The sequence below is a fragment of the Sphingomonas sp. R86520 genome, assembly GCF_042466285.1.
GTDB lineage: Bacteria > Pseudomonadota > Alphaproteobacteria > Sphingomonadales > Sphingomonadaceae > Sphingomonas.
The window spans coordinates 841,298-865,942 of record NZ_JAXHBZ010000001.1 but is presented as its reverse complement, the minus strand read 5'-3'; the positions used below and the strand labels follow the sequence as shown (position 1 = coordinate 865,942).

General features: G+C 65.0%; 20 protein-coding genes, 1 tRNA gene and 2 pseudogenes. 9 read left to right on the top strand and 14 right to left on the bottom strand.

The genetic code is table 11. The features are described 5' to 3' along the window. Positions 1-301: 301 nt before the first annotated feature. Positions 302-2,206, top strand: coding sequence for a molecular chaperone HtpG (gene htpG, locus SJY41_RS04180; RefSeq protein ID WP_380779315.1), 1,905 nt, complete (start codon positions 302-304; stop codon positions 2,204-2,206). Between the two features lie 112 nt (positions 2,207-2,318). On the opposite strand, the gene SJY41_RS04175 is transcribed toward htpG, so the two are convergent. The 6 genes from SJY41_RS04175 to lepA all read right to left on the bottom strand — a co-directional run bounded on the left by SJY41_RS04175 (position 2,319) and on the right by lepA (position 12,678). Then, on the bottom strand, positions 2,319-2,918 hold the full coding sequence (locus SJY41_RS04175) for an ATP-binding cassette domain-containing protein (RefSeq protein WP_380779313.1): 600 nt from the start codon (positions 2,916-2,918) through the stop codon (positions 2,319-2,321). Beyond that, entirely contained in the window at positions 2,908-3,597 is a 690-nt protein-coding gene (gene modB, locus SJY41_RS04170) for a molybdate ABC transporter permease subunit (RefSeq protein ID WP_380779311.1), read from the bottom strand. Before modB ends, SJY41_RS04175 begins: the two co-directional genes overlap by 11 nt. Then, positions 3,598-4,356 (bottom strand): molybdate ABC transporter substrate-binding protein, encoded by a 759-nt coding sequence (gene modA / locus SJY41_RS04165; protein WP_380779309.1) that lies wholly within the window; start codon positions 4,354-4,356, stop codon positions 3,598-3,600. It lies immediately after the preceding gene. Positions 4,357-4,433: 77 nt separating this feature from the next. Beyond that, positions 4,434-7,805, bottom strand: a complete 3,372-nt coding sequence (locus tag SJY41_RS04160; RefSeq protein WP_380779308.1) for a polysaccharide deacetylase family protein — start codon at positions 7,803-7,805, stop codon at positions 4,434-4,436. A gap of 251 nt (positions 7,806-8,056) precedes the next feature. Continuing rightward, positions 8,057-10,336, bottom strand: coding sequence for a TonB-dependent receptor (locus tag SJY41_RS04155; RefSeq protein ID WP_380784053.1), 2,280 nt, complete (start codon positions 10,334-10,336; stop codon positions 8,057-8,059). A 533-nt stretch (positions 10,337-10,869) separates the two neighbouring features. Further along, positions 10,870-12,678 carry a translation elongation factor 4 gene (lepA, locus tag SJY41_RS04150; protein WP_380779306.1) on the bottom strand — a complete coding sequence of 603 codons (1,809 nt, stop codon included), beginning with the start codon at positions 12,676-12,678 and terminating at the stop codon, positions 10,870-10,872. Positions 12,679-12,809: 131 nt separating this feature from the next. Here lepA and SJY41_RS04145 point away from each other — a divergent pair. Then, positions 12,810-12,886: transfer RNA gene (locus tag SJY41_RS04145), tRNA-Pro, on the top strand. Positions 12,887-12,930: 44 nt separating this feature from the next. Here the strand turns inward: SJY41_RS04145 and SJY41_RS04140 are convergent. Next, on the bottom strand, positions 12,931-13,392 hold the full coding sequence (locus SJY41_RS04140; protein ID WP_380779304.1) for a DUF1465 family protein: 462 nt from the start codon (positions 13,390-13,392) through the stop codon (positions 12,931-12,933). A 115-nt stretch (positions 13,393-13,507) separates the two neighbouring features. Further along, positions 13,508-13,669 carry a DUF465 domain-containing protein gene (locus SJY41_RS04135; RefSeq protein WP_380784052.1) on the bottom strand — a complete coding sequence of 54 codons (162 nt, stop codon included), beginning with the start codon at positions 13,667-13,669 and terminating at the stop codon, positions 13,508-13,510. Positions 13,670-13,947: 278 nt separating this feature from the next. Here SJY41_RS04135 and SJY41_RS04130 point away from each other — a divergent pair, with 278 nt between their 5' ends. Next, on the top strand, positions 13,948-14,103 hold the full coding sequence (locus SJY41_RS04130; RefSeq protein WP_380779302.1) for a YdcH family protein: 156 nt from the start codon (positions 13,948-13,950) through the stop codon (positions 14,101-14,103). Positions 14,104-14,149: 46 nt separating this feature from the next. On the opposite strand, the gene SJY41_RS04125 is transcribed toward SJY41_RS04130, so the two are convergent. The 5 genes from SJY41_RS04125 to SJY41_RS04105 form a co-directional block, all read right to left on the bottom strand. After that, entirely contained in the window at positions 14,150-14,518 is a 369-nt protein-coding gene (locus SJY41_RS04125; RefSeq protein ID WP_380779300.1) for a PilZ domain-containing protein, read from the bottom strand. A gap of 127 nt (positions 14,519-14,645) precedes the next feature. After that, on the bottom strand, positions 14,646-15,116 hold the full coding sequence (gene dksA, locus SJY41_RS04120; protein ID WP_380779299.1) for an RNA polymerase-binding protein DksA: 471 nt from the start codon (positions 15,114-15,116) through the stop codon (positions 14,646-14,648). Between the two features lie 679 nt (positions 15,117-15,795). Further along, on the bottom strand, positions 15,796-16,302 hold the full coding sequence (locus SJY41_RS04115; protein WP_380779296.1) for a hypothetical protein: 507 nt from the start codon (positions 16,300-16,302) through the stop codon (positions 15,796-15,798). A 6-nt stretch (positions 16,303-16,308) separates the two neighbouring features. Then, positions 16,309-16,515, bottom strand: coding sequence for a hypothetical protein (locus SJY41_RS04110; RefSeq protein ID WP_380779294.1), 207 nt, complete (start codon positions 16,513-16,515; stop codon positions 16,309-16,311). A gap of 191 nt (positions 16,516-16,706) precedes the next feature. Next, the gene (locus SJY41_RS04105; protein ID WP_380779292.1) at positions 16,707-17,147 is read right to left on the bottom strand and encodes a host attachment family protein; all 441 of its coding nucleotides are present in this window, start codon (positions 17,145-17,147) and stop codon (positions 16,707-16,709) included. A 154-nt stretch (positions 17,148-17,301) separates the two neighbouring features. Between SJY41_RS04105 and serS the strand changes: the two genes are divergently transcribed. From serS to SJY41_RS04075, 6 genes and pseudogenes are all read left to right on the top strand, one after another. Next, complete coding sequence (gene serS / locus SJY41_RS04100; RefSeq protein ID WP_380779290.1) at positions 17,302-18,579, top strand: serine--tRNA ligase; 1,278 nt, start codon at positions 17,302-17,304, stop codon at positions 18,577-18,579. After that, positions 18,579-19,343, top strand: coding sequence for a 5'/3'-nucleotidase SurE (gene surE, locus SJY41_RS04095; RefSeq protein ID WP_380779288.1), 765 nt, complete (start codon positions 18,579-18,581; stop codon positions 19,341-19,343). Before serS ends, surE begins: the two co-directional genes overlap by 1 nt. Next, a pseudogene (locus SJY41_RS04090) lies at positions 19,343-19,723 on the top strand (hypothetical protein); the annotation flags it as partial. The gene surE and the pseudogene SJY41_RS04090, both read left to right, overlap by 1 nt. A gap of 132 nt (positions 19,724-19,855) precedes the next feature. Continuing rightward, positions 19,856-20,494 (top strand): annotated as a pseudogene (locus SJY41_RS04085) (murein hydrolase activator EnvC family protein); the annotation flags it as partial. 405 nt (positions 20,495-20,899) lie between these two features. Then, a complete protein-coding gene (gene tyrS / locus SJY41_RS04080; protein WP_380779286.1) occupies positions 20,900-22,123 on the top strand; it encodes a tyrosine--tRNA ligase in 1,224 nt (407 codons plus the stop codon). A gap of 107 nt (positions 22,124-22,230) precedes the next feature. Beyond that, complete coding sequence (locus SJY41_RS04075; protein WP_380779284.1) at positions 22,231-22,548, top strand: PilZ domain-containing protein; 318 nt, start codon at positions 22,231-22,233, stop codon at positions 22,546-22,548. A 4-nt stretch (positions 22,549-22,552) separates the two neighbouring features. Here the strand turns inward: SJY41_RS04075 and recG are convergent, their stop codons facing one another. After that, entirely contained in the window at positions 22,553-24,604 is a 2,052-nt protein-coding gene (recG, locus tag SJY41_RS04070) for an ATP-dependent DNA helicase RecG (protein ID WP_380779282.1), read from the bottom strand. Positions 24,605-24,645 lie beyond the last annotated feature (41 nt).

Here is a 24,645-nt window from a genome sequence, read left to right as displayed (position 1 = left end):
GGAGCCGTCAGCGGCCTTGCGAGATCATCATCCCCGCTCGATCACGATGGCCGTTCGACTTCGGTCAGAAAAGACCTCGATCTTTTCCGTGACGGATCTCGACACGTTGCATCTGTTGACTGAACGATCCCGATTGAACAGCGCTTGTACTTGTAACGCAAACAAAAACTTCGTTTCGTTTTGCGTGAAGCCGGCTGGCACGACGTGCGCGGACTGAGTCTCCAGGCTCAGGCTCTTGAATTACCGACGCGCGCCGGCCAATTCGGGCCTGATCATTCCTGCGAGAGACGTGTCACACACTATGTCCACCGAAACAGTTCCCACGCCCGAGACCGCCGCCCCGGCGACGCACGTGTTCGAGGCCGACGTCGCGCGGCTGCTGCACATGATGGTTCACTCGGTCTATTCGGATAAGACCGTCTTTCTACGCGAATTGATCTCGAACGCGGCGGATGCCTGCGAGAAGCTGCGATACGAAGCGCTTAGCGCGCCCGAACTGTTCGGTGACGAAGCCCGCATGCTGATCTCGATCACGCTCGATCCCGATGCCCGCACCATGACGATCGAAGACAATGGTATCGGCATGACCACCGACGACATGGTCGAGGCGCTCGGCACGATCGCACGGTCCGGCACCAAGGCGTTCATGGATCGCATCGCCGCGAGCTCGGAGACCGAAGGCGCGCAGTTGATCGGCCAGTTCGGCGTCGGATTCTATTCCGCGTTCATGGTCGCCGGGAAGGTCGACGTCGTATCCCGCCGTGCAGGGGCCGACACCGCCGCGATCTGGTCGTCGGACGGCCTGGGCACCTACGCGATATCACCGGTAGACGTAGCCACCGCACCGGTTCGCGGCACCCGTGTCGTCCTGCATCTTCTCGAGGATGCGACGGCGTATACAGAACGTTACACCGTCGAGCGCCTGATAAAGGATCAGTCGGGCCACGTACCGGTACCGATCACGCTGCGCGAAAAGCCCGACGCCGATCCGGTCGAGATCGCCGATGGCGCCGCGCTTTGGATCAAGCCCAAGGCCGACATCACCACCGAAGACTATGCCGATTTTTATCGCAACGTCTCCGGCCAGTTCGACGACCCCGCAGTAACGCTCCACTACCGCGCCGAGGGACTGCACGAATATTCCGTGCTTGCATTCGTTCCGGGATCGAAGCCCTTCGACCTGTTCGATCCGGATCGTAGCGGCCGTCTGAAGCTGTACGTCAAACGGGTCTTCATCACTGATGATGCGGAGGTGCTGCCGCGCTATCTTCGCTTCATGCGCGGCCTGGTGGACTCGTCCGACCTGCCACTCAACGTTTCGCGTGAGATGATTCAGGAAAGCCCGATGCTCGCGGCGATCCGCAAGGGCGTGACGGGTCGGGTCCTGTCGGAACTCGACAAGCTCGCGACGCGCGACCCCGAGTCCTATGCCAAGATCTGGGAAAATTTCGGCGCAGTCCTGAAGGAAGGCCTGTACGAAGACTTCGAACGCCGTCAGTCCCTTCTGGCACTGGCGCGCTTCAAGACGACGACGTCGGGCGGGGCATGGCGATCGATCGCCGAATATGTCGCCGCGATGAAGGACAACCAGACCGCGATCTACTACGCGGTCGGGACCGATCTCGACCGTATCGAAGCCTCGCCGCAGCTCGAAGGGTTCCGGGCGCGCGGCGTCGAGGTCCTGCTTCTGCCCGATCCCGTCGATGGATTCTGGGTAACCGCCGGCGTCGACCACGAAGGCAAGCCGTTCAAATCCGTAACGCAGGGTGCCGCAGACCTCGGACTCATCCCCCTCGCGGACGGGGCCGAGCAGCCTGTGTCCGACGCGCCCCCCGAGGTCGCGGACTTCATCGCTTTCGTGAAAGCGACGCTGGCGGATGCGGTTTCCGAGGTCCGTGCGTCCGAACGCCTCACCGACAGCGCCGTCTGCCTCGTCGCGGCGGACAGCGGCATGGATCGCCAACTCGAACGCATTCTCGCGGCCAGTGGACAGGCAATGCCGGCAGCCAAGCCGGTTCTGGAGATCAACCCTCGCAGCCCGCTGATCGTCAGGCTTGCCGCGCTCGGCGAGGACGAGACGTCCCTTCGCGAGGACGCAGCGCACCTGCTGTTCGACGAGGCGCAGATCGCGGATGGCGAGCGTCCGGTCGACGCCCGTGCCTTCTCCGCGCGGCTTACCCGCCTGTTCACGCGCGCATTGGGTTAATCATCTCGCATCCGTACGGGCAGGGCTACGCGTCACGAATGTCTCGTGGCGCGTAGCCCGCCCGTAGAACCAGAACGGCCGAGCGTCCCTGATCGAACACTCGCTGCCGTGATCACATTCGCACGATCCGATTGCCTATGCGATCGGCCTCGGCAAGATCGTGCGTCACCATGAGGATCGGCAACCGCACGACGTCGCGTACATACAGTATCGCGGCCAATATTTCCTCGCGTCGCGCGCGGTCGAGCGATGACAGCGGCTCGTCGAGCAACAGGAACCGCGGCTTGCTCAGCAACGCGCGGCCTATCGCCACGCGCTGCGCCTCGCCGCCCGACAGCGTGCGGGGCCAACGGTCGAGCAGGTGACCGATGCCGAGAAAGCCGATCGTCTCCTCGAAACCCTCCGCCGCGCCGCGCACGCCGTACAGAAGGTTCGCGCGTACCCGCTTGTGCGGGAACAGCCGTGCTTCCTGGAATACATAGCCCGCCCGTCGTTTGTCGGGGGGGACCTCGATAGCCTCGCCGAACAAGGTCTCGCCGCCAACGACGATATGCCCGCGGTCGGGACGCAACAGTCCGGCCACCATGTTCAGGACGCTCGACTTGCCTATCCCAGACGGGCCGAACAGGACCGTAGCCCCCTCCCCCGCCTCGAGCTTCAGCGAGACGAAAGCATCGCCAAGACGCTTCTCGACATCGATTTCAAAGGACATGAAGCCCCCGTCCCGCATGGCGCGTCAACATTTCCGACGCGATCAGAGCTATCAGCGACAACCCGACGGAAACGGCCGACAATCGCCATACCAGGGCATCTGCGCCTGGCTGTTGCAATGCCGAATAGATCGCCAGCGGCAGGGTCTGCGTCTCGTCCGGCACGTTGGACACGAACGTGATCGTGGCGCCGAATTCGCCGATCGAACGCGCGAACCCCAGCACGGCGCCGGCCAGCACACCGGGTACGCTGAGCGGCAATGTCAGAGTCCAGAATACGCGCCACGGACCGGCACCCAGCGTGCGCGCCGCATTTTCCAACCGTCGATCCACTGCCTCGATCGAGATCCGCATCGCGCGCACCATCAGCGGCAGTGCCATGACCCCAGCGGCGATCGCCGCACCGGTCCAGCGGAACAATACCGTCACGCCGAACCACGCCTGAAGCCACCCGCCGATCGGCCCGTTCGGCGCGAAAGCGAGCAGCAACAGCCATCCGGTGACGACCGGCGGGACAACCAGTGGCAGATGGATCGCGGCGTCGACCACGATCTTGCCGGGAAACCGGACACGCGCGAGCACCCAGGCCAGCGCGAACGCGATCGGCAGGGTCACGGCCATCGCAACGCCGCCGACCTTCAACGAAAGCCCAACGATCGCCCATTCTGCGGCATCGAGCATCTAGCGGGCAGAGAACCCGAAACGCACGAAGATCGCCTTGCCCGCGCGCGATACCAGGAACCGCCGAAACGCTTCCGCCTCGGGATTGGTGGATGCCTTCAGCCGCGCAACGGGATACGTGATCGGCGGGTGCGTATTTTCGGGGAAAACGCCTGCTATCCGTACCTTGGTAGACGCCTTTGCGTCGGTCGCGTAGACGATCCCGAGCGGAGCGGCGCCACGTTCCACCAGCGCCAACGTTGCGCGGACATTCTCCGCACGCACGACCTTCGGCGCAACCTGCGGCCAAACGCCGAGCTTCTCCAGCGCCGCCTGCCCGTACTTCCCCGCCGGCACCGCAGTGTCCGCCATCGCCAGCGGCCCAGCCGTCAGCACGCGCACAAGCGCGGCCGGCGGGCGCACCGGGATACGAACACCGCCTCCCGCGGGTGCGGCCACCACCAGGCGGTTGCCCAGAAACGTGACACGGGTCGAGGCAACGATCAGGTTCTTTGCCGCCAGTTCGTTCATCCAGTCCTCGTCTGCGGACACGAACAGATCGGCTGGCGCGCCACTCTCGACCTGACGCGCGAGCGCCGACGAGGCCGCGAACGATATCGTCGGCTTCACATGTCCCGTCTTTGCCCAAGCGTTAGCGGCTGCGGTCAGCGACTCCTGCAGCGACGCAGCAGCCAGCACGAGGGGAGGACGCTGCTGCGCCTGCCCTTCGCTAGCTACGAAGGTCGCCGGCAGTACCAGCGCGAACATCAGATACCGCATTCGGTCACCTCGGGAACAGTTGCCCCAACGATATATAGGGGCACACCATAACGCCATAGCGGCCGATGCGTTGCGTGTCAGTTCGCGGTGACCCGCCCGGTCCGGGCCAGCTTGCCCCAGCCGACCAGTGGCCCGCGCAACGCCTGCGCGATGGCCTTCAGGACGACGTAATACATCACCTGGCGGTAACCGATCCGCTGCGGGATCAGCAGCCAGAGCAACCGCCAGCGTTCCTTGCGCTCCAGCGCAAACGCGATCGTCGCGGCCAGCAGGTCGATCGCGGTAAAGATCAGCCAGTATGCCAGCATCGTATAGACGTCGTGGCTGGTCTGCTCCCAGCCATGTGCGTGCACCGCGACATAGGTCGAGAAGAAGCTGACCAGCAGCGCGAGATCGATGATCGGCGAGATCGAGGCGAGCACGATCTGGAACACGATCGCCTGCGGCAACCCGACCCAGCCGAGCCCGCGCGGATGCGACCCGCCAATTGCCGAGCGATGCTTGTAGAGGCACTGCAACGTGCCGAACGCCCAGCGGAACCGCTGTTTGGCGAGCGCACGCATCGTCTCGGGCGCCTCGGTCCAGGCGATCGCGAACTGGTCGTATTGTACCTTCCAGCCATGCCGCTGGATCGCGATCGTCAAATCCTGATCTTCGGCGAGCGTATCGTCGGGATAGCCGCCGACGCTGCGGATCGCCTCCAGTCGCCACGCACCGACCGCGCCAGGCACCACCGTCATCGCATTCAGCCGTGCGAGTGCGCGCCGTTCGAGATTCTGCGCGGTGATATATTCGAGCGCCTGCCATTTGGTGACGAGATTGACCCGGTTGCCGACCTTCGCATTGCCCGCGACCGCACCAAGCTTCGGATCGTCGAACCAGCGTGCGAGGCGCGCGATTGTCATCGGTTCGAACTGCGTATCGGCGTCGAGCGCGATCACGATCTCGCCGCGCGCGAGTTCGAGCCCGCGGTTCAGCGCGCGCGCTTTCCCGCCGTTTTCCAGCGTTAGCAGGCGGACGCGATCGTCGCCTGCGAACGCTTCGGATACGACGCGGCTGGTGCCGTCGCTGGAGCCGTCGTCGATCACGATCACCTCGATCGCGACCTCGGCCGACGCCAGCACGCCCTGCACCGCGCGGACGATCACGCGCTCCTCGTTGAACGCCGGGATCATTACCGTCACGAACCGTGAAGGATCGATTGCCGGGAACACGGTGTGCAGTTCGCGACGGGCCTGGATCAGTGCCAGCGCCGACAACGCCAGAGCCCGCAGAATGCCAATCGTGATCGCGATCCCGAAGATCCAGCGTAGCGCGACGACGATGCCACCCAACGTGCTGAACAGCGCGAGGTCGGCGACGGCAGCGACCCGGTCGCTCGACGAGATCACCGGCATCGCCGCATCGCGCGACAGGCCGGCAAGCGTCGATACGGGGACGAAGCTGTACCCCATGGCACGGAGCCGCTCGATGATGATCGGCAGCGCGGCGACGGTCTGCGCACGGTTGCCACCCGCGTCGTGGAGTAGGATGACGTTGCCGCTGCGCTCCGGATTGCCGGCTTCGACACCGGCAATGGTCCGGTCGATGATTGCCTGGACGCCGGGGCGCTTCCAGTCGTCGGGATCGACGTGCAGTCCGACCGAGATATAACCGCGCTGCTGGGCTTCGAGTGCCGGCACGATCTCGTCGGCGGTGCTGGGCTCGGCATCGCCGAAATACGGTGCGCGGAACAGCCGGAGCGAACGCCCGGTGAACGCCTGGAACAGCCGCTGCGTGGTGTTCAGCTCGTACTTCACCTGCCGCTGCGAGACGTTGGCGAGGTTGGGATGCGTGTAGGTATGGCTGCCGATCTCGTGGCCTTCGTTGACCATGCGCTCAAGCAGGGGCCGCTCGGTCAGCGCGTTCTCGCCGATCACGAAGAACGTCGCGGGGGCGTGTTCACGCTTGAGGATATCGAGGATCTGCGGTGTCCATTCCGCATCGGGGCCGTCGTCGAAGGTCAGCGCGAGTTGCTTCGGACGATAGCCGGTGCGGACGACGACATAGGGCGACGGCATCCGCGTGAAGACGACGTCGGCGATCGTGCCATCCTTGGCGGCTACGGCGTTGCGGATGCCGGTGACGGGCTCGGCACCGATCTTCAGGATCTCGCCGCTGCCTTCGATATCGACGTTGGTGCCGGCCGGCATCGCCTCGATCGCTGCGGGCGGCGGCAATCTGCGGTGGTTACGGCCCCAGATCGACCAGAGGCCGGGATCTTCCGACCCGAGACGCCACAAGGCTACGCTGCCGAGCCCGGCCTTTTGCAAAAACGCGATCTGGTTGTACGCCGATGCCGCATCGAGCAGCCAGACCTGATGCTGCGACCCGCCTTCGGAATAGGCGAAGCTGCTGTTGCCGCTGATCTTGTCGAAGGTCGGCTTGGTCCCCGAATCCGCCGCGTTCTGCCACGCTTCTTCAACGTCAAGCGGATCGCCGCCCTTGTCGTGCCAATCATACGCATAGGATCCGATCGCGACGACCAGCTTGGCGGGTGGAATTCCCCGCGCGGCGTCGGCGACCATGCGGGCGAACCAGCGCTGCGACGCGATCGGCCCGGCGGCCCCCGCTGTTTCATGCTCGTCATACGCCATCAGGAAGACCTTGTCGGTCACCTTGGCATAGGCCGGCAGGTCCCAGTCCGGATTACCGACCGGCGCCGCGATCGCGACGACCCAGCCGCGCGGTGCGAACCGGGCATGCGCGTCGGCGAGAAACGCACGGTAGTTGGGCTGCGCGCTAACCGGCAGATCTTCGAAATCGAAGAACGCCCCGCCGGCGTGGTTCGCGGCGAGGAACGGCACTAGTTTGTCCAGGAACGCACCGCGAGCCTTTACATCCGCAAACAACGCCGCGCTGCCGGCGCCGTCCCAATTCCCGTCGACCGCGTTCTGCACCATCGGCAGGATCACGGGACGGTGCACCGCCTTGTTCAGGATGTCGCGCCCCGCCTGATCGCGGAACACCGTGATGTGATGATCTGCGCCGGTTACCGAAACCCAGCCGGGAATCAGCCAGTCGAGCTGCTCGACATGACGGCCAAGGCTGGCAACGCTGGACTCGTCCCACGGCGCGTGGAAAGCGATCGCGAGCGAAGGGTTGCCGCCGCGTGCAGCCTGTCCCTTGGCAAGCCCCGGCAGAGCAGCGCTGGTCCCGAACAACCGGTTCGCATAATAATTGATGTCCCGCTTGGTCTGGCGGATGATCCCGGCGCGCGGTGCCGGCAACGCCCGGAGGGCCGGATGTTCCGGCTCGATCGGCAGCAGCGGCGCGGTCGGCACCATCCCGATCGAGGCTGCGAATACCGCGACCGACAGCAGCAACAGCGCAACGAACGCGATCACGCCGAGCGTGAACCGCCGACGCCGACGACCACTTGCATCATAAAAAACGGGACTGAGCGACATGGGCGTTCGTATCAACCGACTAAAGGAAAACGGCAAATTACATTTCACGTCGCTACAGTCCGTTACCGACGGACGCTGCTGAAAAATGCGTCACGCAAGCGTCAGGAACGGGCCTGAAAGTCACTGCATCCCCTCCCGCATGCGGGAGGGGACCGAGGGGTGGGCTCTAGGTCAGAACACACGCTGCACCTGGCGATAGCGACCGCCCACCCCCGGCCCCTCCCGCATAAGGAGAGGGGAAGGTCAGCCGATCAGCGGAACTTGCCGCTGAGCGAAACGCCGATGATCCGCGGTTCGTTGAACACCGCCGCCATGTAGTTCTCGATCACACCCTTCAGGTTCTTTTCGCCGGTGATGTTGCGCGCGAACACCGCCAGTTCATAGGCATCGTTCGGCGCCGCATAGCCGATCTTCAGACCGCCTTCGAAGTTGCCGTTCGCGGTGAACTCCTTGGTCTTGTACAGCACGAACTGCGTATAGCCCTGGATGTTGAAGTCGCCCGCGATGAACGCGTGACCGCCATTGCCCAGCGGCTGGTCGTAGCGTGCGGTCAGGTCGACATTATACTCGGGCGCATTCGGCAGCGGCTCGCCGTCGATCTGGGCGAACACGTTGGTGCCGACCTTGATCGTCGGATCCTCGACCGTGCAGACCACCACGCCGTTCAGCGCGCAAACCTGCGCATAGACGCGCTTGTCGCGGATCGCGCTGTGCAGCAGGCTGAGGCCCGCCCCCAGCGTCAGGTTCGGCACCGGCTTCCAGTTCGCCTCGGCTTCCATGCCATACGCCTCGGCCTTGTCGGCGTTGAACAGCACGCCGTTGCCGTTCACGTCGTTGCCGTTGAGCTGGATGTCCTTGACGCGGTAGCCGAACACGGTCGCGTTCAGGGTCAGCGTGTTGTCGAGCAGGCGTGTTTTGATGCCCGTCTCCCACGACAGGATCGTCTCCGAATTGGCAGTCGTGAAGTCGGAGTTGAACACCGCCGAACGGCCCTGGATCGTCGGTCCGCGGAAGCCTTCGGCGACGCGCGAATACAGGCTGATGTCCGGGTTCACCTGATACAGGACGCTCGCATCCCAGCTCGGCTTGGTGGCCTTCAGCGTGACGTCGGTGCGGCCCTTGTAGGTGACGCCGTTGGACACCGAATTGGCAGTCTTCAGAAGCTGCGTACGCTTCTTGTCCTCGGTGATGCGGCCGCCGGCCGTGATCGTCAGCTTCGGCGCGATCTCGTAGCTGATCTGGCCAAAGCCTGCCCAGGACGTGTTGACGTCATGCAGGCGCACCCAGTTGTTCGGGTTGCGCTGCGGCGTGGTCAGGAAATAGGCCCGCTGGTAGAAATCGGTGACGTCGCGCGTATCGAAATACAGCCCGCCGAACTGCCAATTGAACTTGCCACCAGGCGTCCCCGCCACGCGCAGTTCCTGCGACCATTGATCCAGATCGCGGATCTGGCCCTGCGATTCGCCGAAGCCATTAGGCTGGCCGCCAACCGGGAAGTTCGCCGCGGCACCGCCGTCGGTATCGCCGCGGCTGAAGCCCGACGTCGTCTCGTACGCAGTGATCGAGGTCAGCGCGGCGGGACCAAAGTCGTAGGTCGCGCGGACGGAGCCGCCATAGGTGTTGTAGCTCTGCGGGTTGTCGTTACCCTCGTCGAGCGAAACGCTGTTGCGCGGCTCGCCCGAGACGTCGTTCGAACCCTTTTTGAGCGCGGCGCGGTGGAACAGGGTCGAGGTGCCGTCATACCAGCGGGCGTGACCCGACACGTCCAGCGTGAAGCCCTGGCTCGGCGTCAGCATCAATTGAACGCGCACGTTGCGATCGTCGAAGCCGCCCATCGCGTCCTTGCGCGGGGTCGCCGTGCTGTCCTGGCTGACGCCCGCAAAGCGGTTGTCGATATAGTTCTCGCGGTGCTGGATCAGCGTCGAGAGGCGGATCGACAACAGGTCCTTGATCAGCGGACCACCGACACCGGCGTCCAGGCTGACGCTGTTATACGACCCGACCGACGCGGTGGCGCGGCTCTCGAAATTGTTGGTCGGCTTGTTCGTGTCGAACTTGATGATGCCGGCGGTCGTGTTGCGCCCGAACAGCGAACCCTGCGGCCCGCGGAGCACTTCGACCTGGCGGACGTCGTAGACCGGGTTCGACTTCAGCACGACGTGCTCGAGGATCACGTCATCCTGGATGATCGTGACCGGCTGCGATGCGCCGAGGTAGAAATCGATGTTGCCGAGACCGCGGATGTAGAAGCGAGGGAAGATGCGGCCGGTCGTCGTCTCGACGTACAGGCCGGGTACGCGGCCCGACAGCGCGAGCAACGTGTCGTCGCCGCCCGAGGTATACGTCCGGAGGTCATCGCCCGACGCGACGCCGACCGACAGCGGCACCTTCTGCAAGTTCTCCGAGCGCCGCTCTGCGGTGACGACGATGTCGCCCAGGCCGTCCTCTGGAGCGGCTTGCTCTTGAACAGGCGCAGCCTGCGCGAACGCGGCAGACCCGCCCAGCATCGAACCACACGCGACGCCGAGCATCAGCGCCGACTTAACGACCGAAATCTTCAAGATGATATTCCCCAATAGTGCGTGGTCGTCCCTGACGACCCGCCGCACATCCCAATACGCAACGCCGCTATACGCCATCGACCGCCCTCCCTGGACGGCCCGACAACGCCCCACGACGCTCACTCCCCGATCCGGCGGTTAAGCGGGGATTGTGTTGGTATGATGACAGTTGGTGACGGGACGGTCTTGCGAACGCGGGTCTGAAACACGGTGCGACATATTTGCCGATGGCGACAGGTAGAGCTTACCCCGTCATGCCAGCGAAAGCTGGTATCTTCCCGATTGAGCCGAGCACGCGCCTCGCAAACAACCTAGCCTGCACTGGGGTCGTTGCGGTGGAAGCTTAGCTTAGAGCGCCTGCGCCTGAGCGACCTGTTCCCAAACGCAGTCGCGCCGCAGCGAAGCCGCGTCGTCGGACGACGCGACCAAGTACAAGCTCGGCCGGTCGCCGTCCGGCTCGGCGCTTGTCGCGGCTAAGCTACTACGCTGCTTACCTTGCGCGCCTACGCGTCGTCGCCCATCCGGAGCGCGGCGATGAACGCCTCTTGCGGGATGCTGACCGAGCCATATTCGCGCATCTTCAGCTTGCCCTTCTTCTGCTTTTCCAGAAGCTTCTTCTTGCGGCTGGCGTCGCCGCCATAGCATTTCGCGGTCACGTCCTTGCGCATCGCGCTGATCGTCTCGCGCGCGATCACCTTGCCGCCGATCGCCGCCTGGATCGGGATCTTGAACAGATGGCGCGGGATCAACTCTTTCAGCCGCTCGACCATACCGCGACCGCGCACTTCGGCGGTGCCGCGGTGAACGATCATGCTCAGCGCGTCGACCGGCTCCTCGTTGACCAGGATACCCATCTTGACGAGGTCGCCCTCGCGGTAGCCGATCTGGTGATAATCGAAGCTCGCATAGCCCTTGGAGAGGGATTTAAGGCGGTTGTAGAAATCAAAGACAACTTCGTTCAGCGGGAGTTCGTAGGTCGCCTGCGCGCGGCCGCCGACATAGGTCAGGTTCTTCTGGATACCGCGGCGATCCTGGCACAGCTTCAGGATGCTGCCGAGATATTCGTCGGGGACGTAGATCGTCGCCTCGATCCACGGCTCGGCGATCGACGCGATCTTGGTCGGGTCGGGCATGTCGGCCGGATTGTGCAATTCGAGATGACCGCCGTTATGCGCCAGCTCGATCTCGTACACCACCGACGGCGCCGTGGTGATCAGGTCGAGGTCGTACTCGCGGGTCAGGCGCTCCTGGATGATCTCGAGGTGCAACAGCCCGAGGAACCCGCAGCGGAAGCCGAAGCCCAACGCCGCCGACGTCTCCATCTCGAACGTGAAGCTCGCATCGTTCAACCGCAACTTCGAAATGCTCTCGCGCAATTTCTCGAACTCGGCGGCATCGACCGGGAACATGCCGCAGAACACGACCGGCTGAACTTCCTTGAAGCCCGCCAGCGCCTCCAGTGCAGGCCGCTTCGCATCGGTGATGGTGTCGCCGACGCGGGTCTGCGCGACCTCTTTGATCTGCGCGGTGATGAAGCCCATCTCGCCGGTGCCGAGTTCGGTCAGCTGCTCGATCTTCGGGCGGAAACAGCCGACCCGGTCGACCAGATGCATCGTCCCGGTCTGCATGAACTTGATCTGCTGGCCCTTCTTCAGGACCCCGTCGATCACCCGCACCAGAATGACGACGCCGAGATACGGATCGTACCAGCTGTCGACCAGCATCGCCTTGAGCGGCGCCTCGGGATCGCCCTTCGGCGGCGGGATCTTGGTGACGATCGCCTCGAGGATTTCAACGATGCCGATCCCCGACTTCGCCGACGCGAGCACCGCCTCCGACGCATCGATACCGATCACGTCCTCGATCTCCTTGCGAACCTTCTCGGGCTCGGCAGCTGGCAGATCGATCTTGTTGATCACCGGCACGATCTCGTGGTCGTGCTCGATCGACTGGTACACGTTGGCGAGCGTCTGCGCCTCGACGCCCTGCGCAGCATCCACGACCAGCAGCGCGCCTTCGCACGCGGCGAGGCTGCGGCTCACCTCATAGGCGAAGTCGACGTGCCCCGGCGTGTCCATCAGGTTGAGGACGTAATCGAGGCCGTCCTTGGCGTGATACGCAAGCCGCACGGTCTGCGCCTTGATCGTGATCCCGCGCTCCTTCTCGATGTCCATGTTGTCGAGCACCTGCTCGGACATTTCGCGTGCGGTCAGGCCGCCAGTTTCCTGGATCAGCCGGTCGGCGAGCGTCGACTTGCCATGGTCGATATGGGCGATGATGGAGAAATTGCGGATGCGGTCGAGCGGAGTCATGGCGCGCTCCTAGCAGTGCCGCCGCGTGCGCGATAGACGCGCGACGACGCCGATAGCCACTGATGATCACCGCCGATATTTGTCTTGATCGGAATCCATGTCGCGGCTAGTGGGCTCACCGGCAATGTTGTCGGGGCGTGGCGCAGTCTGGTAGCGCACTGGTCTCGGGGTCCAGGGGTCGTAGGTTCGAATCCTATCGCCCCGACCATTGCCGTTTTTCTTCTTCCCCGAACTTACGCCGCGATGCGGCGCTCAGAACGCGTCCTGAAGCCGCCTGTACATCGACAGGACCGGACTTGCGCCCAGTACGGGCATGTCCAGTGCATCGTCCAGCAATGCGACCCGCCGATGGAGATTCGTGCTCGCCTCGATCATGTTGCGTGCCTTGGTCGGCAGCATGGCGAGCAGGCCCGCCTCGGTGATCGGTGCAGCGCCCAGCCTGCGCGCGGGATCGAGCGCATCATTGGGTCGGAGCTCGCCGCACTGAACCGCGCGCTGTGTCAGCAGCCAGGCGATGATGTGCATCAGCCGGGTGGTAACTTTCAGCGATTCGCAACTGAAGCTCACGCGGATCAATGGATCCAGCGCCTCGCGCTCGACCCTGCCAACCTCATCGAAATAGGCCCGGGCCTCGTCCGCCAGCAGCATAGCCTCGCTATAAAGCGCATCGAGAAGGCGCGGCTGCATCCGCGATCCAAGTCCGGTCTGGGTCATCCCGGGCATCGATGGCATATCTCCACCGGCGCGCCCAGTACGGTAAACCAACCGTTTACCACGGCGTGTCCCGAAATGCGTCAGTCAGCCCTCAAATCCCGTTAAGTTACAGGTTTCAGGCGATAATGTCGGGTATCAGATAGTCTTCCAACGACGCGATCTCGTCGCGCAGACGCAGCTTTCGCTTCTTCAGGCGCGCCATCTGGAGTTGATCCGGTGTCGAGGCCAGCGCCAGTGCAGCGATCGCGTCGTCGAGATCGCGATGCTCTATCCGCATGGTATCCAATCGAACCCTGGTTTGCGCGTCGTCCACTCGTCCCCCGGTTCATACCGCCATGTGCCGCATCTTTAGCGCATGCGTCGTGCCGCGCGAACATGAAACATGTCGCACGCTTATTTCTCGCGATCGGATGGCCCGCGCGAATGCCGACAGATGCGATCGGTCCATCGCACCAAATCGCTCGATCAATCGATTCGATCGTTTTCCGGTGAAGACATTTTCATGTCCCAGTGGTTTAGTCCGTTCCCCAACCCGAATGCAGGAGGTATCCCACCGTGCAGACGACCCATCAGACAGCCCTGGAAACCAAGCACGCCGTACTCGATCAGCGTATTGCAGACGAGGCCCACCGGCCGATGCCCGACCCGACCATCCTGGCCGGATTGAAGAAACAGAAGCTGCGCCTGAAGGAAGAGATCGTCAGCCTGTAACGATCGGAGCCGCTTCCCGGGCATTGTCCGGGAAGCACCCTGTCGATCACCGTCGATCCGGCGCCCTTGCGTGGAATGGCGTCGCAGCCGCGGTCTTGGCCGCCCCGACCGGCTTACGCGCCTTTTTCGGATCGATCAGCGTATCGAGCGCGATACCGATACGGCCTTCCGTGCACCACGCGACCTTACCCGCGATCTCACCGATACCGTTCAGGTCGATCGTCACCGGCGTACCGACATCGACGACCTTGGCGAGTTCGACCATCAGCCCGCCCTCGGACAAGTTGCGCACCCGGACGTCCCGCGGCGAAGCATCCAATCCCAGCCGCAGCGACGCCGTGAGAAACAGGCTGTCCCGAGCACGCTCGCGCCGGCCCTCGGACCCATCCGTTCCGCTGTCGTCATAGTTCGTCACGTTCGGGTTCCGATATTATCGAACACTGGAGGAACGAGCCGAGGCCACACCCCTGGTCGGCCACGCGCCAATCGATGCCGCCGGGACGACCGCATCCGGCGCCGCCGAAGCGACGCCGCGCCTTCGATCAATCCTCTCGCGACACCTTCTCGTTCCGCTCGTGGCGTTCCTGCGCCTCGACGGTCATCGTCGCGATCGGTCGCGCCTCGAGCCGTGCCAGGCTGATCGGCTCGCCGGTCACTTCGCAATAGCCATACTCGCCTTCGTCGATCCGGCGAATCGCGGCCTCGATCTTGGAAACGAGTTTGCGTTGCCGATCGCGCGTTCTGAGTTCGATCGACCAATCTGTCTCGCTCGATGCGCGATCGGTAAGATCCGCCTCTCGCAACGAGTCGACCTGCAACTGGGACAGCGTCTCCTGCGACTCACGAAGGATCGATTCCTTCCAGTCCTGAAGCTTTCCACGGAAATAGGCCTGCTGCTTCAAGCTCATGAAGGGTTCGTCCGCATCGGGACGATAGCCTTCACCGCCGCTGTCGTTAGCGGCCTCACGCTGGAAACTGCCGGTGTCGTCAAAACGATTCATCACGGTCGCCATACCACTCTCCCTCTGGCCCCGTCGGATCAGCGTCGCTGATTTCCAGGGACCGCCCCCAAATGGTGAAAGCGCCTATAGTCTTACGCGTCGACGACCACAAGCGATGCGACTTGCGCATTCCGGCATCGTTCCGACATTTTGTTGCGAGTTCGCCAGTTCGCGTTCCGCTGGTCCCGAACCGACTCGATACGCCGCAGGTTACGGTTGAAGCTGCCAACTTCTGTCCCAGCACGGCACGTTAAACGTGACTTCGGTGCTCGCGCTTGAGTAAATCTGCGTTTAACCATATTGAACATGGTTAACCTACTTGCACTTAACGCTTTGTTTTGCAGTTAGTCGGATAGCAGCAGACTAACGCTGTGAACGGGGATCCGGCAACACGACGGTGCCGGCAACGAGAGAGTGACGATATGTCGGTGAGGATGGCCTTGGCCAAGTTATGCGCCTGCGCATGTGGAGGCGCCCTGATCGGGGGCGGTGCCGTGCACGTCGCCGAAAGTCCGAAGCGAACCGCGAACACGAAGCGCATTCTCGTCAAGCGCGTTGCCCATCCGCAAATCGCGGCCGTCTCCAGGCCTCACGTGCGTCGCGTCACGACCACCCGCACTACCTGCGCACCAACGGTCGTGACCGTTGCGAATGCTGCGCCGGTGCCGGTGCCCACCCCCGTCGGTGACGGCTATATCGGCGGCGGCGGTGCTGGTCCCGCGCCAGTAGTGGTCGGTGGAAGCGGCGGATTTTTCGGCGGCGGCTTCGGTGGATTCGGGGGCGGCTTCGGCGGAGGGTTCGGTGGCGGCGGTTCCAGCGGCAGCATCGTGATCTCGTCGACCTCGAGCGGCGGATCCACGTCCACCGGTGGTTCGTCGACCAGCAGCGGCGGTTCGTCCACCAGCAGCGGCGGTTCCTCGTCGAGCACCGGTGGTGCGAATGTCTCGAGCACCTCGTCGACCGGTGGGTCCAGCGGCAACGTCTCGTCCGCCTCGGGCGGCTCAAGCGGCAACGTCTCGTCCGCCTCGGGCGGCTCGAGCGGCAACGTCTCGTCCGCCTCGGGCGGCTCGAGCGGCAACGTCTCGTCCTCGTCCAGCGGCAACGTGTCTTCGGCGTCGAGCAGCGCATCGTCCGCCTCGTCTGCCTCGTCCGCGTCCTCTGCCAGCAGTGGCAGTTCTTCGGGCGGCGATCCCGGCACGCCGGGTCATGGCGGATCGAGCGGATACGGATCGAGCAGCAAGGGCTGGGGATCGAGCGGCGGCTGGAACTCGACCGGCGGTTGGAGCTCCAACGGATCGTCGGGTAGCTCCGGGTCGTCGGGCAGTAGCGCATCGTCGGGAAGTTCGAGCGGATCGAGCGCGAGCAGCGCCAGCACCAGCAGTGCCAGCAGCGCCAGCTCGAGCGGCAGCACCGGGTCGAGTGGCGGTCAGCCGGCGCCGGTCCCGGCGCCGCCGATGGTCTTGCTGTTTGGCGCAGCCGCAGCGGCACTGGTAGCCAGGAAGCGGTTCGCGAAACCAGCGTCTATCGCCGCCTGAGCGGCTAACCCGGGACAAAAAAAGGGCCCCGCCGGATTGCTCCGACGGGGCCCTTTTCGTCCGCCGATCAGGCGTTCTTCAGCGCCTTTTCGATGTCCTTGATCGGATGCCCGGTCAGATCCTTGTCGAGTTCGCCGACCAGGCGACTGCTGACTTCCTTGTGATAGTGTTTGCGCAACTCGCCGAGCGTGCGCGGCGGCGCAATGATGATCAGCGTCTCGAAATCGTTCGCCAGCGCGCGCTTCTTCAGCATCTCGGCCGCGTCGGCCGCAAAACGATCTTCCTCGATCTGGTGGAAGTCGGTCGGTTCGACCGAACTTTGCACGCCCCCTTGCGGTGACGAGGCGCGACCGGCCGAATCCGTTGCCTGGTCTCGCGTCGCGGGATTTTCCTGCTCCTGCGCTTCCTCCACCACGAGATTGGGGAACTCGTTGTCACCCTCGTTGCGCAGGAACAGCATTTTCCGGCCGTCCGCGACGAGCACGACGGAATTGTGGGGAAGATGCATGCAATATCTCCTTTTCGCTGTGCGTGTGACGGGTCAACGCGCCGCCTGCGCGGGAGGTTGCGAACCCGCCTTCCTCGCCACACGTCCGTGACGGCGAGGATAGCAGCGTGCCGCCGCCTTGCGCCCGCCTGTCGGCCTCGCCATAGCCTGCGCGATGCACGACATACGCCTGATCCGCGACGATCCCGCCGCCTTCGACGCCGCCCTCGCCAAGCGAGGCTTTGCACCGCAGTCTGCAGCGCTCGTGACGCTCGACGAGCAACGCCGCGCGACGATCGCCGAGTCGCAGACTGCGCAGACCCGCCGTAACGAACTGTCGAAGGCGATCGGTCAGGCCAAGGCGCATAAGGACGAGGCCAAGGCACAGGGGCTGATGGCCGAAGTCGCGCGCTTGAAGGCGGCGCTGCCTACGCTGGAAGCCGACGAGGCGCGGCTTGGCGCCGAACTCTCCGACATGCTGGCCGCGATCCCCAACCTTCCTGCCGCCGACGTGCCCGAGGGCGGCGGCGAGGACGACAACGCGCTCGTCCACACCCGCGGTACGCCCACGACGTTCGCGTTCACCGCCCGCGAGCACGACGCGATCGGTCCTGCGATCGGCCTCGATTTCGAGACCGGTGCGGCGATGTCCGGCGCGCGCTTCACGCTGGTCCGCGGGCCTGCCGCCAGGCTGCAACGCGCGCTTGGCCAGTTCATGCTCGATCACGTCGCCGAGGCCGGCTTTGAACAGGTTTCGCCGCCGCTTCTCGTCCGCGACGAGGCGGTGTTCGGCACCGGCCAGTTGCCGAAATTCTCGGAGGATCTGTTCCGCACCACCGATGGTCGCTGGCTGATCCCGACCGCGGAGGTGAGCCTCACCAACATCGTCCGCGAACAGATCCTGAGCGAGGCCGAACTGCCGTTGCGCTTCACCGCGCTGACGCCGTGCTTCCGCTCCGAGGCGGGCGCTGCGGGGCGCGATACGCGCGGCTATATCCGCCAGCATCAGTTCGACAAAGTCGAGATGGTCTCGATCGTCACGCCCGACATGTCCGAGGCCGAGCATGAGCGGATGACGGCATGCGCGGAAGGCGTGCTTGACGCGTTGCAGCTACCGTTCAGGCGGACGCTCCTATGCACCGGCGATATGGGCTTCACCGCGGCACGCACCTACGATCTCGAAGTCTGGCTGCCGGGTCAGGCGCGCTACCGCGAGATCAGCAGCGTCTCGACCTGCACCGACTTCCAGGCCCGCCGGATGAACGCGCGCTACCGGCCCGAGGGCGAGAAGGGCACGCGGTTCGTCCACACGCTCAACGGCTCCGCGCTCGCGGTCGGCCGCACGCTGGTCGCGGTGTTGGAGAATTACCAGCAAGAGGACGGCTCGGTTGCGGTTCCTGCCGTGCTCCAGCCGTATCTGGGCGGCCTGACCCTGTTGGAGCCCAAGCGCTGATGCGGATCCTTCTCACCAACGACGACGGCTACCACGCGCCCGGCCTAAAAGTTCTGGAGGCGATCGCAAAGACCTTGTCCGATGATATCTGGGTGGTCGCGCCCGCCGAGGAACAGTCGGGGGCCGGCCATTCGCTGACGCTGTCGCGGCCGTTGCGTGTCCGCAAGCACGGCGAGAAGCGCTACGCCGTCGCGGGCACGCCGACCGATGCGGTGATGATGGCGCTCGCCAAGATCATGAAGGACTGCCAGCCCGACCTGATCCTGTCGGGCGTCAACCGCGGCGCGAACCTCGCCGAGGACGTCACCTATTCGGGCACCGTCTCGGCAGCGATGGAGGGCGCGCTCGCCGGCGTCCGTTCAATCGCGCTGAGCCAGATCTACAGCCGCGAGGGCATGGGTGACAGCGTCCCGTTCGAGGCCGCGGCGGCGTGGGGCGAGCGCGTCTTGCGCCCCCTGCTCGATGCGCCACTCGCGCCGCGCACGCTCGTCAACATCAACTTCCCCGCCGGCCCGGCTGACGCGGTCAAGGGCGTGCGGGTCGTCGGCCAGGGCCTGCGCGATTATGGCCGGCTGCAGATCGTCACGAACACCGATCCGCGCGGATACGAGTATCACTGGTTCGCGCTGGCCGGCGCGGTCGAGACGCCCGCGCATGCCACCGATCTCGAAGCGGTCGCCGATGGGTTCATATCGGTGACGCCGCTGCATCTCGACCTGACGCATTTCGAATCGATGGCGATGTTGCAGCAGGCCTATCGTTGATGCGGCGGGCGGGAGTTCTGGTGTCGGTGGCCACGCTCGCGCTGACGGCGTGCATCCCCCACGTCGATCGTCCCGCAGGCTATGACAGCCCGCCACCCCGACCCTATCGTGATACTCCGCGCAACGATCCGCCCCGCCGCCACGATCCGCCGCCTCGCCGGGACGATCCGCCGCCTCGCCGGGACGATGCCCCGCCGCGCGATGTCCCCGGACGCGATACCGGCGAAGTGACCACCCTGCCCGCCCCGCGCCCCGCCTGGGAAGCGCGACCCGTCAGCGCGGATGCGAGGACCATCCAGGACTCAACCTATGTCGTCCAGCCAGGCGACACGCTCAGCCGCGTCGTCGATCGCAGCGGCGCCAGCATGGAAGCGATCGCGCGGGCGAACGATCTCGCGGCGCCCTATACGATCCGCGCGGGCCAGCGGCTGACGATCCCCGGCGGCCGCTATCACCAGGTCCGCCGCGGCGAGACCGGCATCGCGATCGCCCGCGCGTACGGCGTCGAATGGTCGCGGATCGTGTCGGTCAACGCGCTGGTCGAGCCCTATGTGTTGCGCGCCGACCAACGTATCCAGATTCCGGAAGCCCCCGGTGGCGGCACGCCCAGCGCGGCCGAACGCGCGCAGGCCTTCACGCTCGATATCGACGACATCCTGACCGGCGGCGAACCCGCGCTCGCCAGCAATCAGGCGCCGGCGAAACCGATCGCGACACCGCGCCGCGTGCTGCCGTCGAATGCGGTCGTGACTGCCCCCGCACGTCTCGCCAGCGGCGGGTTCCTGTGGCCGGTCGATGGCAAGGTCGTGAAGCGCTTCGGCCACGGCGCGAGCGGCGAACGCAATGACGGCATCAAGATCGCCGTACCGGTCTCCACCCCGATCCATGCGGCGGCGGACGGCGTCGTCGCGTATGTCGGCGACGGTATTGCCGCGCTCGGCGGGCTGGTCATCATCAAGCATGGCGGCGGCTGGACGAGCGTCTATGGCCACGCGTCGAAACTGCTGGTGCAACGCGGCCAGAGCGTGAAACGCGGCCAGACGATCGCGCTGTCGGGCGACACCGGCTTCGCAGATCGTCCGGAACTGCATTTCGAACTGCGCAAGGGGCGGACGCCCGTCGATCCGACCTCGCAACTGCCACGAAGCTGAACCACCGGAAACATACCGCTTTCTCTTGTCAGCCCAGGCAAAGCTGGGATCTCCCGGTTCGGGCCACAGCATTCGCCTCACGGAGATCCCAGCTTTCGCTGGGATGACGGAGTGGGGTTGCGGCTTTTGGAGAAAATGCTGGGATCACGGTCCGGGCCGCAGCACTTGCCCCACGACGATTCCAGCGTTCGTTGGGATGACGGGCATGACGTCACGACTTTCGGACAAAAGTTGGGATATCCGGTTCAAGCCGCCCCACCGACCTCACGCCCGCTCGTCATCCCAGCGAAGGCTGGGATCTCCCGGTTCGAGCCGCCTCACCGCCCCACGAAGATCCCAGCTTTCGCTGGGATGACGGGAGAGGTTGGGATGACGGACCGGGAGGCGCATGCTAGTCGCCCTCCCATGACCTACCAGTCCGACCTGCTCACCACGCTGACCTCGCGCGGCTATGTCCACCAGATGACCGATGCGAGCGCGCTCGATGCGCTTGCCGGCAAGCAGATCGTGCCCGGCTATATCGGCTTCGATCCGACCGCGCCGTCGCTCCACGTCGGCAGCCTGGTCCAGATCATGCTGCTCCGTCGGCTCCAGCAGACCGGGCACAAGCCGATCGTCCTGATGGGCGGCGGCACCGGCAAGATCGGCGATCCGAGCTTCAAGGACGAAGCGCGCAAGCTGCTCGGCGAGGACGGGATCAAGGCCAATGTCGCCTCGATCCGCCGCATCTTCGAACGCTTCCTGACCTTCGGTGACGGCCCGACCGACGCGGTCATGCTTGACAATGCCGAGTGGCTCGACGCGCTCGAATACATCCCGTTCCTGCGCGACGTTGGCCAGCATTTCTCGGTCAACCGGATGCTCGCGTTCGATTCGGTCAAGCTCCGCCTCGACCGCGAACAGTCGCTGAGCTTCCTCGAATTCAACTACATGATCCTCCAGGCGTACGATTTCCTCGAACTGTCGCGCCGCGCCGAGTGCCGCCTGCAGATGGGCGGCTCGGACCAGTGGGGCAACATCGTCAACGGCATCGAACTCGCGCGCCGCATGGATTCGACCGAGGTCTACGGCGTGACCACCCCGCTGATCACGACCGCGGACGGCGGCAAGATGGGCAAGACGATGTCGGGCGCGGTCTGGTTGCACGAGGACCAGTTGCCGCACTTCGACTATTGGCAGTTCTGGCGCAACACCGACGACCGTGACGTCGGCCGCTTCCTGAAGCTGTTCACCGACCTGCCGCTCGACGAGATCGCGCGGCTGGAAGCACTCGAAGGTGCGGAGATCAACGCCGCCAAGATCGTCCTCGCCAACGAAGCGACCGCGATGTGTCGCGGCCGTGAGGCAGCAGAACAAGCCGCCGAGACTGCGCGAAAGACCTTCGAGGAAGGCGCTTCGGGCGACTCGCTGCCGAGCTACGTCGTTGCTGGTGGCGCGATCGGTATCGTCGAGGCCTTGGTCGGGCTCGGCTTCGTCGCGTCGAACGGCGAGGCCCGTCGGAAGATCGCGGAGGGCGCGGTGCGAGTCGACGGCGAGGCCGTCCGCGAGCCAGCGACGAACATCGACGTCGCGACGCCCGTCCGGCTCAGCCTCGGCAAGAAGCGGCATGGAATGCTAACCCCCTCGTAATGGACGCAGTCTCGTTTCGAAGCGCGCCGCGCTGCGTATTACCGTTCGTATGAAGTTCAGGCCGCGCTAGCTAAACCGTCGGGATGATTCTGCCGGGGGAACGATCGATGCCACGCTACGCAACGGCCGTTCGCGATGCGCGCGGCGAGCCCCGCGACGAGGTGATGCACCGCACCGATGCGCTCGATGGCGACGACCGCACGGTGAAACTGGTGTTGGTCAACATGTCCGCCAACGGCCTCATGGCACGATGCGACGGCGCCCTTTCCGCGGGTGATCGTCTACGGATTCGCCTGCCGATCCTGGGCTATGTCGACGCGGTCATACGCTGGTCGCTTGGCGATCGGATCGGCTGCGAGTTCACGCGCACGATCCCGCTTGCCGACTATTATACGATGCTCGCGGTTATGATCCGGATCAGCTGACGGCTCACCCCGAGCGGAGCAGCGCGACTCCGGCGTCGCGGTCGAACAGATACAGGGCGGTGCGGGCGGCCTGCCCTCGCGGCCCCTCCAGCCCGCCATCGCGATCGATCAACAGGCGTGCGTCGTCATGCGCGCATTGCAGCAGGTCGGCCATCATGTCCGGGGTCGCGAGCCGGAACGCCATCTCGCCCGACTGCTTCGTGCCGAGCAGCTCGCCGGCACCGCGAAGGCGGAGGTCCTCCTCGGCAATGCGGAAGCCGTCATTGGTCTCACGCATCAAGGCGAGACGCGCGCGGGACGTCTCGCTCAGCGACGCGCCGCGCATCAGCAGGCAGATCGACCGCCCGGTGCCGCGCCCTACCCGCCCGCGGAGCTGATGAAGCTGGGCGAGGCCGAAGCGGTCGGCGTGCTCGATCACGATCAGCGTCGCGTTGGGGACGTCGACGCCGACTTCGATCACGGTGGTGGCGACGAGGACGGCCGTGCGGGCGGCGGAGAACTCGGCCATGACGGCGTCCTTCTCGGCGGGCTTCATGCGGCCGTGGACCAGCGCGACCTTGTCGCCAAAGCGGGCGCGTAAGGTTTCGGCGCGCATCTCGGCGGCGGCGAGGTCGCTCTTCTCGCTCTCCTCGACGAGCGGGCACACCCAATAGGCCTGGCCACCATCCGCGAGATGCCGGCCTAGCGCGTTGACCACGTCGTCGAGCCGATCTTCGGAGATCACGCGCGTCTCGATCGGCTGGCGGCCGGGCGGCATCTCGTCGAGGCGGCTGACGTCCATCTCGCCGTACTGGGCGAGCGTCAGCGTGCGCGGGATCGGCGTTGCGGTCATCGCGAGTAGATGCGGCGGGGCGACACCCTTGGCCTGCAACGTCATCCGCTGCGCGACGCCGAAGCGGTGCTGTTCGTCCACCACCACGAGGCCGAGATCCTTGTAGCCGACCGCGTCCTGGAAGATCGCGTGCGTGCCGACGAGGATGTCGATCTCGCCGCTCGCCAGCGCCATCAGCGTCGCCTCGCGCACGCGCCCCTTGTCGCGACCGGTGAGCACGCCGATCTCGATCGGCAGGCCGGCGAGCGTTTTCCGCAGCGTCTCGTAATGCTGGCGCGCAAGAATCTCGGTGGGTGCAAGCATCGCCGCCTGCGCGCCGGCCTCGACCGCGATCAGCATCGCCATCGCCGCGACCAGCGTCTTGCCCGAGCCGACATCGCCCTGCAGCAGCCGCAGCATCGGCGCGGTCTGCGCGAGATCGCCCTCGATCTCGCCGACCGTGCGGGATTGCGCGCCGGTCAGCGTGTAGGGCAGCTTCAGCAGGTCGCGCAGCCGACCGTCGCCGTGGAGAGCCCGCCCCCGCCGTTTCCGCGTGTCGGCACGGACCAATGTCATCGCCAACTGATTCGCGAACACCTCGTCATACGCCAGCCGCTCGCGTGCCTTCGCGTCCGAGGGGTCGGCGTGGATGCGCGCCAGCGATTCGTGCCACCCCGGCCATTCGCGTTTCGCCTTCAGCCCCGGCTCGATCCACTCGAGCAGGTCCGGCGCGCGCGCGACCGCCTGCGTGGTCAGCGCCGCCAACCGACGCGACGTAAGACCATCCGACAGCGGGTATATGGGCTCACGCTCGCGAAGCTCTTCACCCTCCTCGACGATGTCCGGGTGCACGATCTGCAGTTCCTGGCCGTATTCGTCGAGCCGGCCGGATACGCGCTTGGCCTCGCCGATCGGCAGCAGCTTCTTCGCCCAGCCCGAACTCCCGCCGAAGAAGACGAGGCTGACGTAATTGCCGTGGACGTCGGTCGCCTGCACGCGCGTCGGGCCCCGCCCCGAACTCACCCGGTGCTCGCGCGCGGTCAGCGTGATCACGATGATCCGCCCCGCGTCGCTCGACATCAGCTCGGTGCGCGGCAGGCGATCGACGTAGCCGGTCGGCAGATGGAAGGCCACGTCGACGACGCGCGCGAGCCCGAGCCGGTCGAGCGGCTTGGCGAGCGCGGGCCCCACCCCTTTCAGGACGAGAGTTTCGGCGAACAGCGGATTGAGGATTTCGGGTCGCATGACTATCTGGCCTCTATAGCCTAGCCGACGTCCGCTGCTAC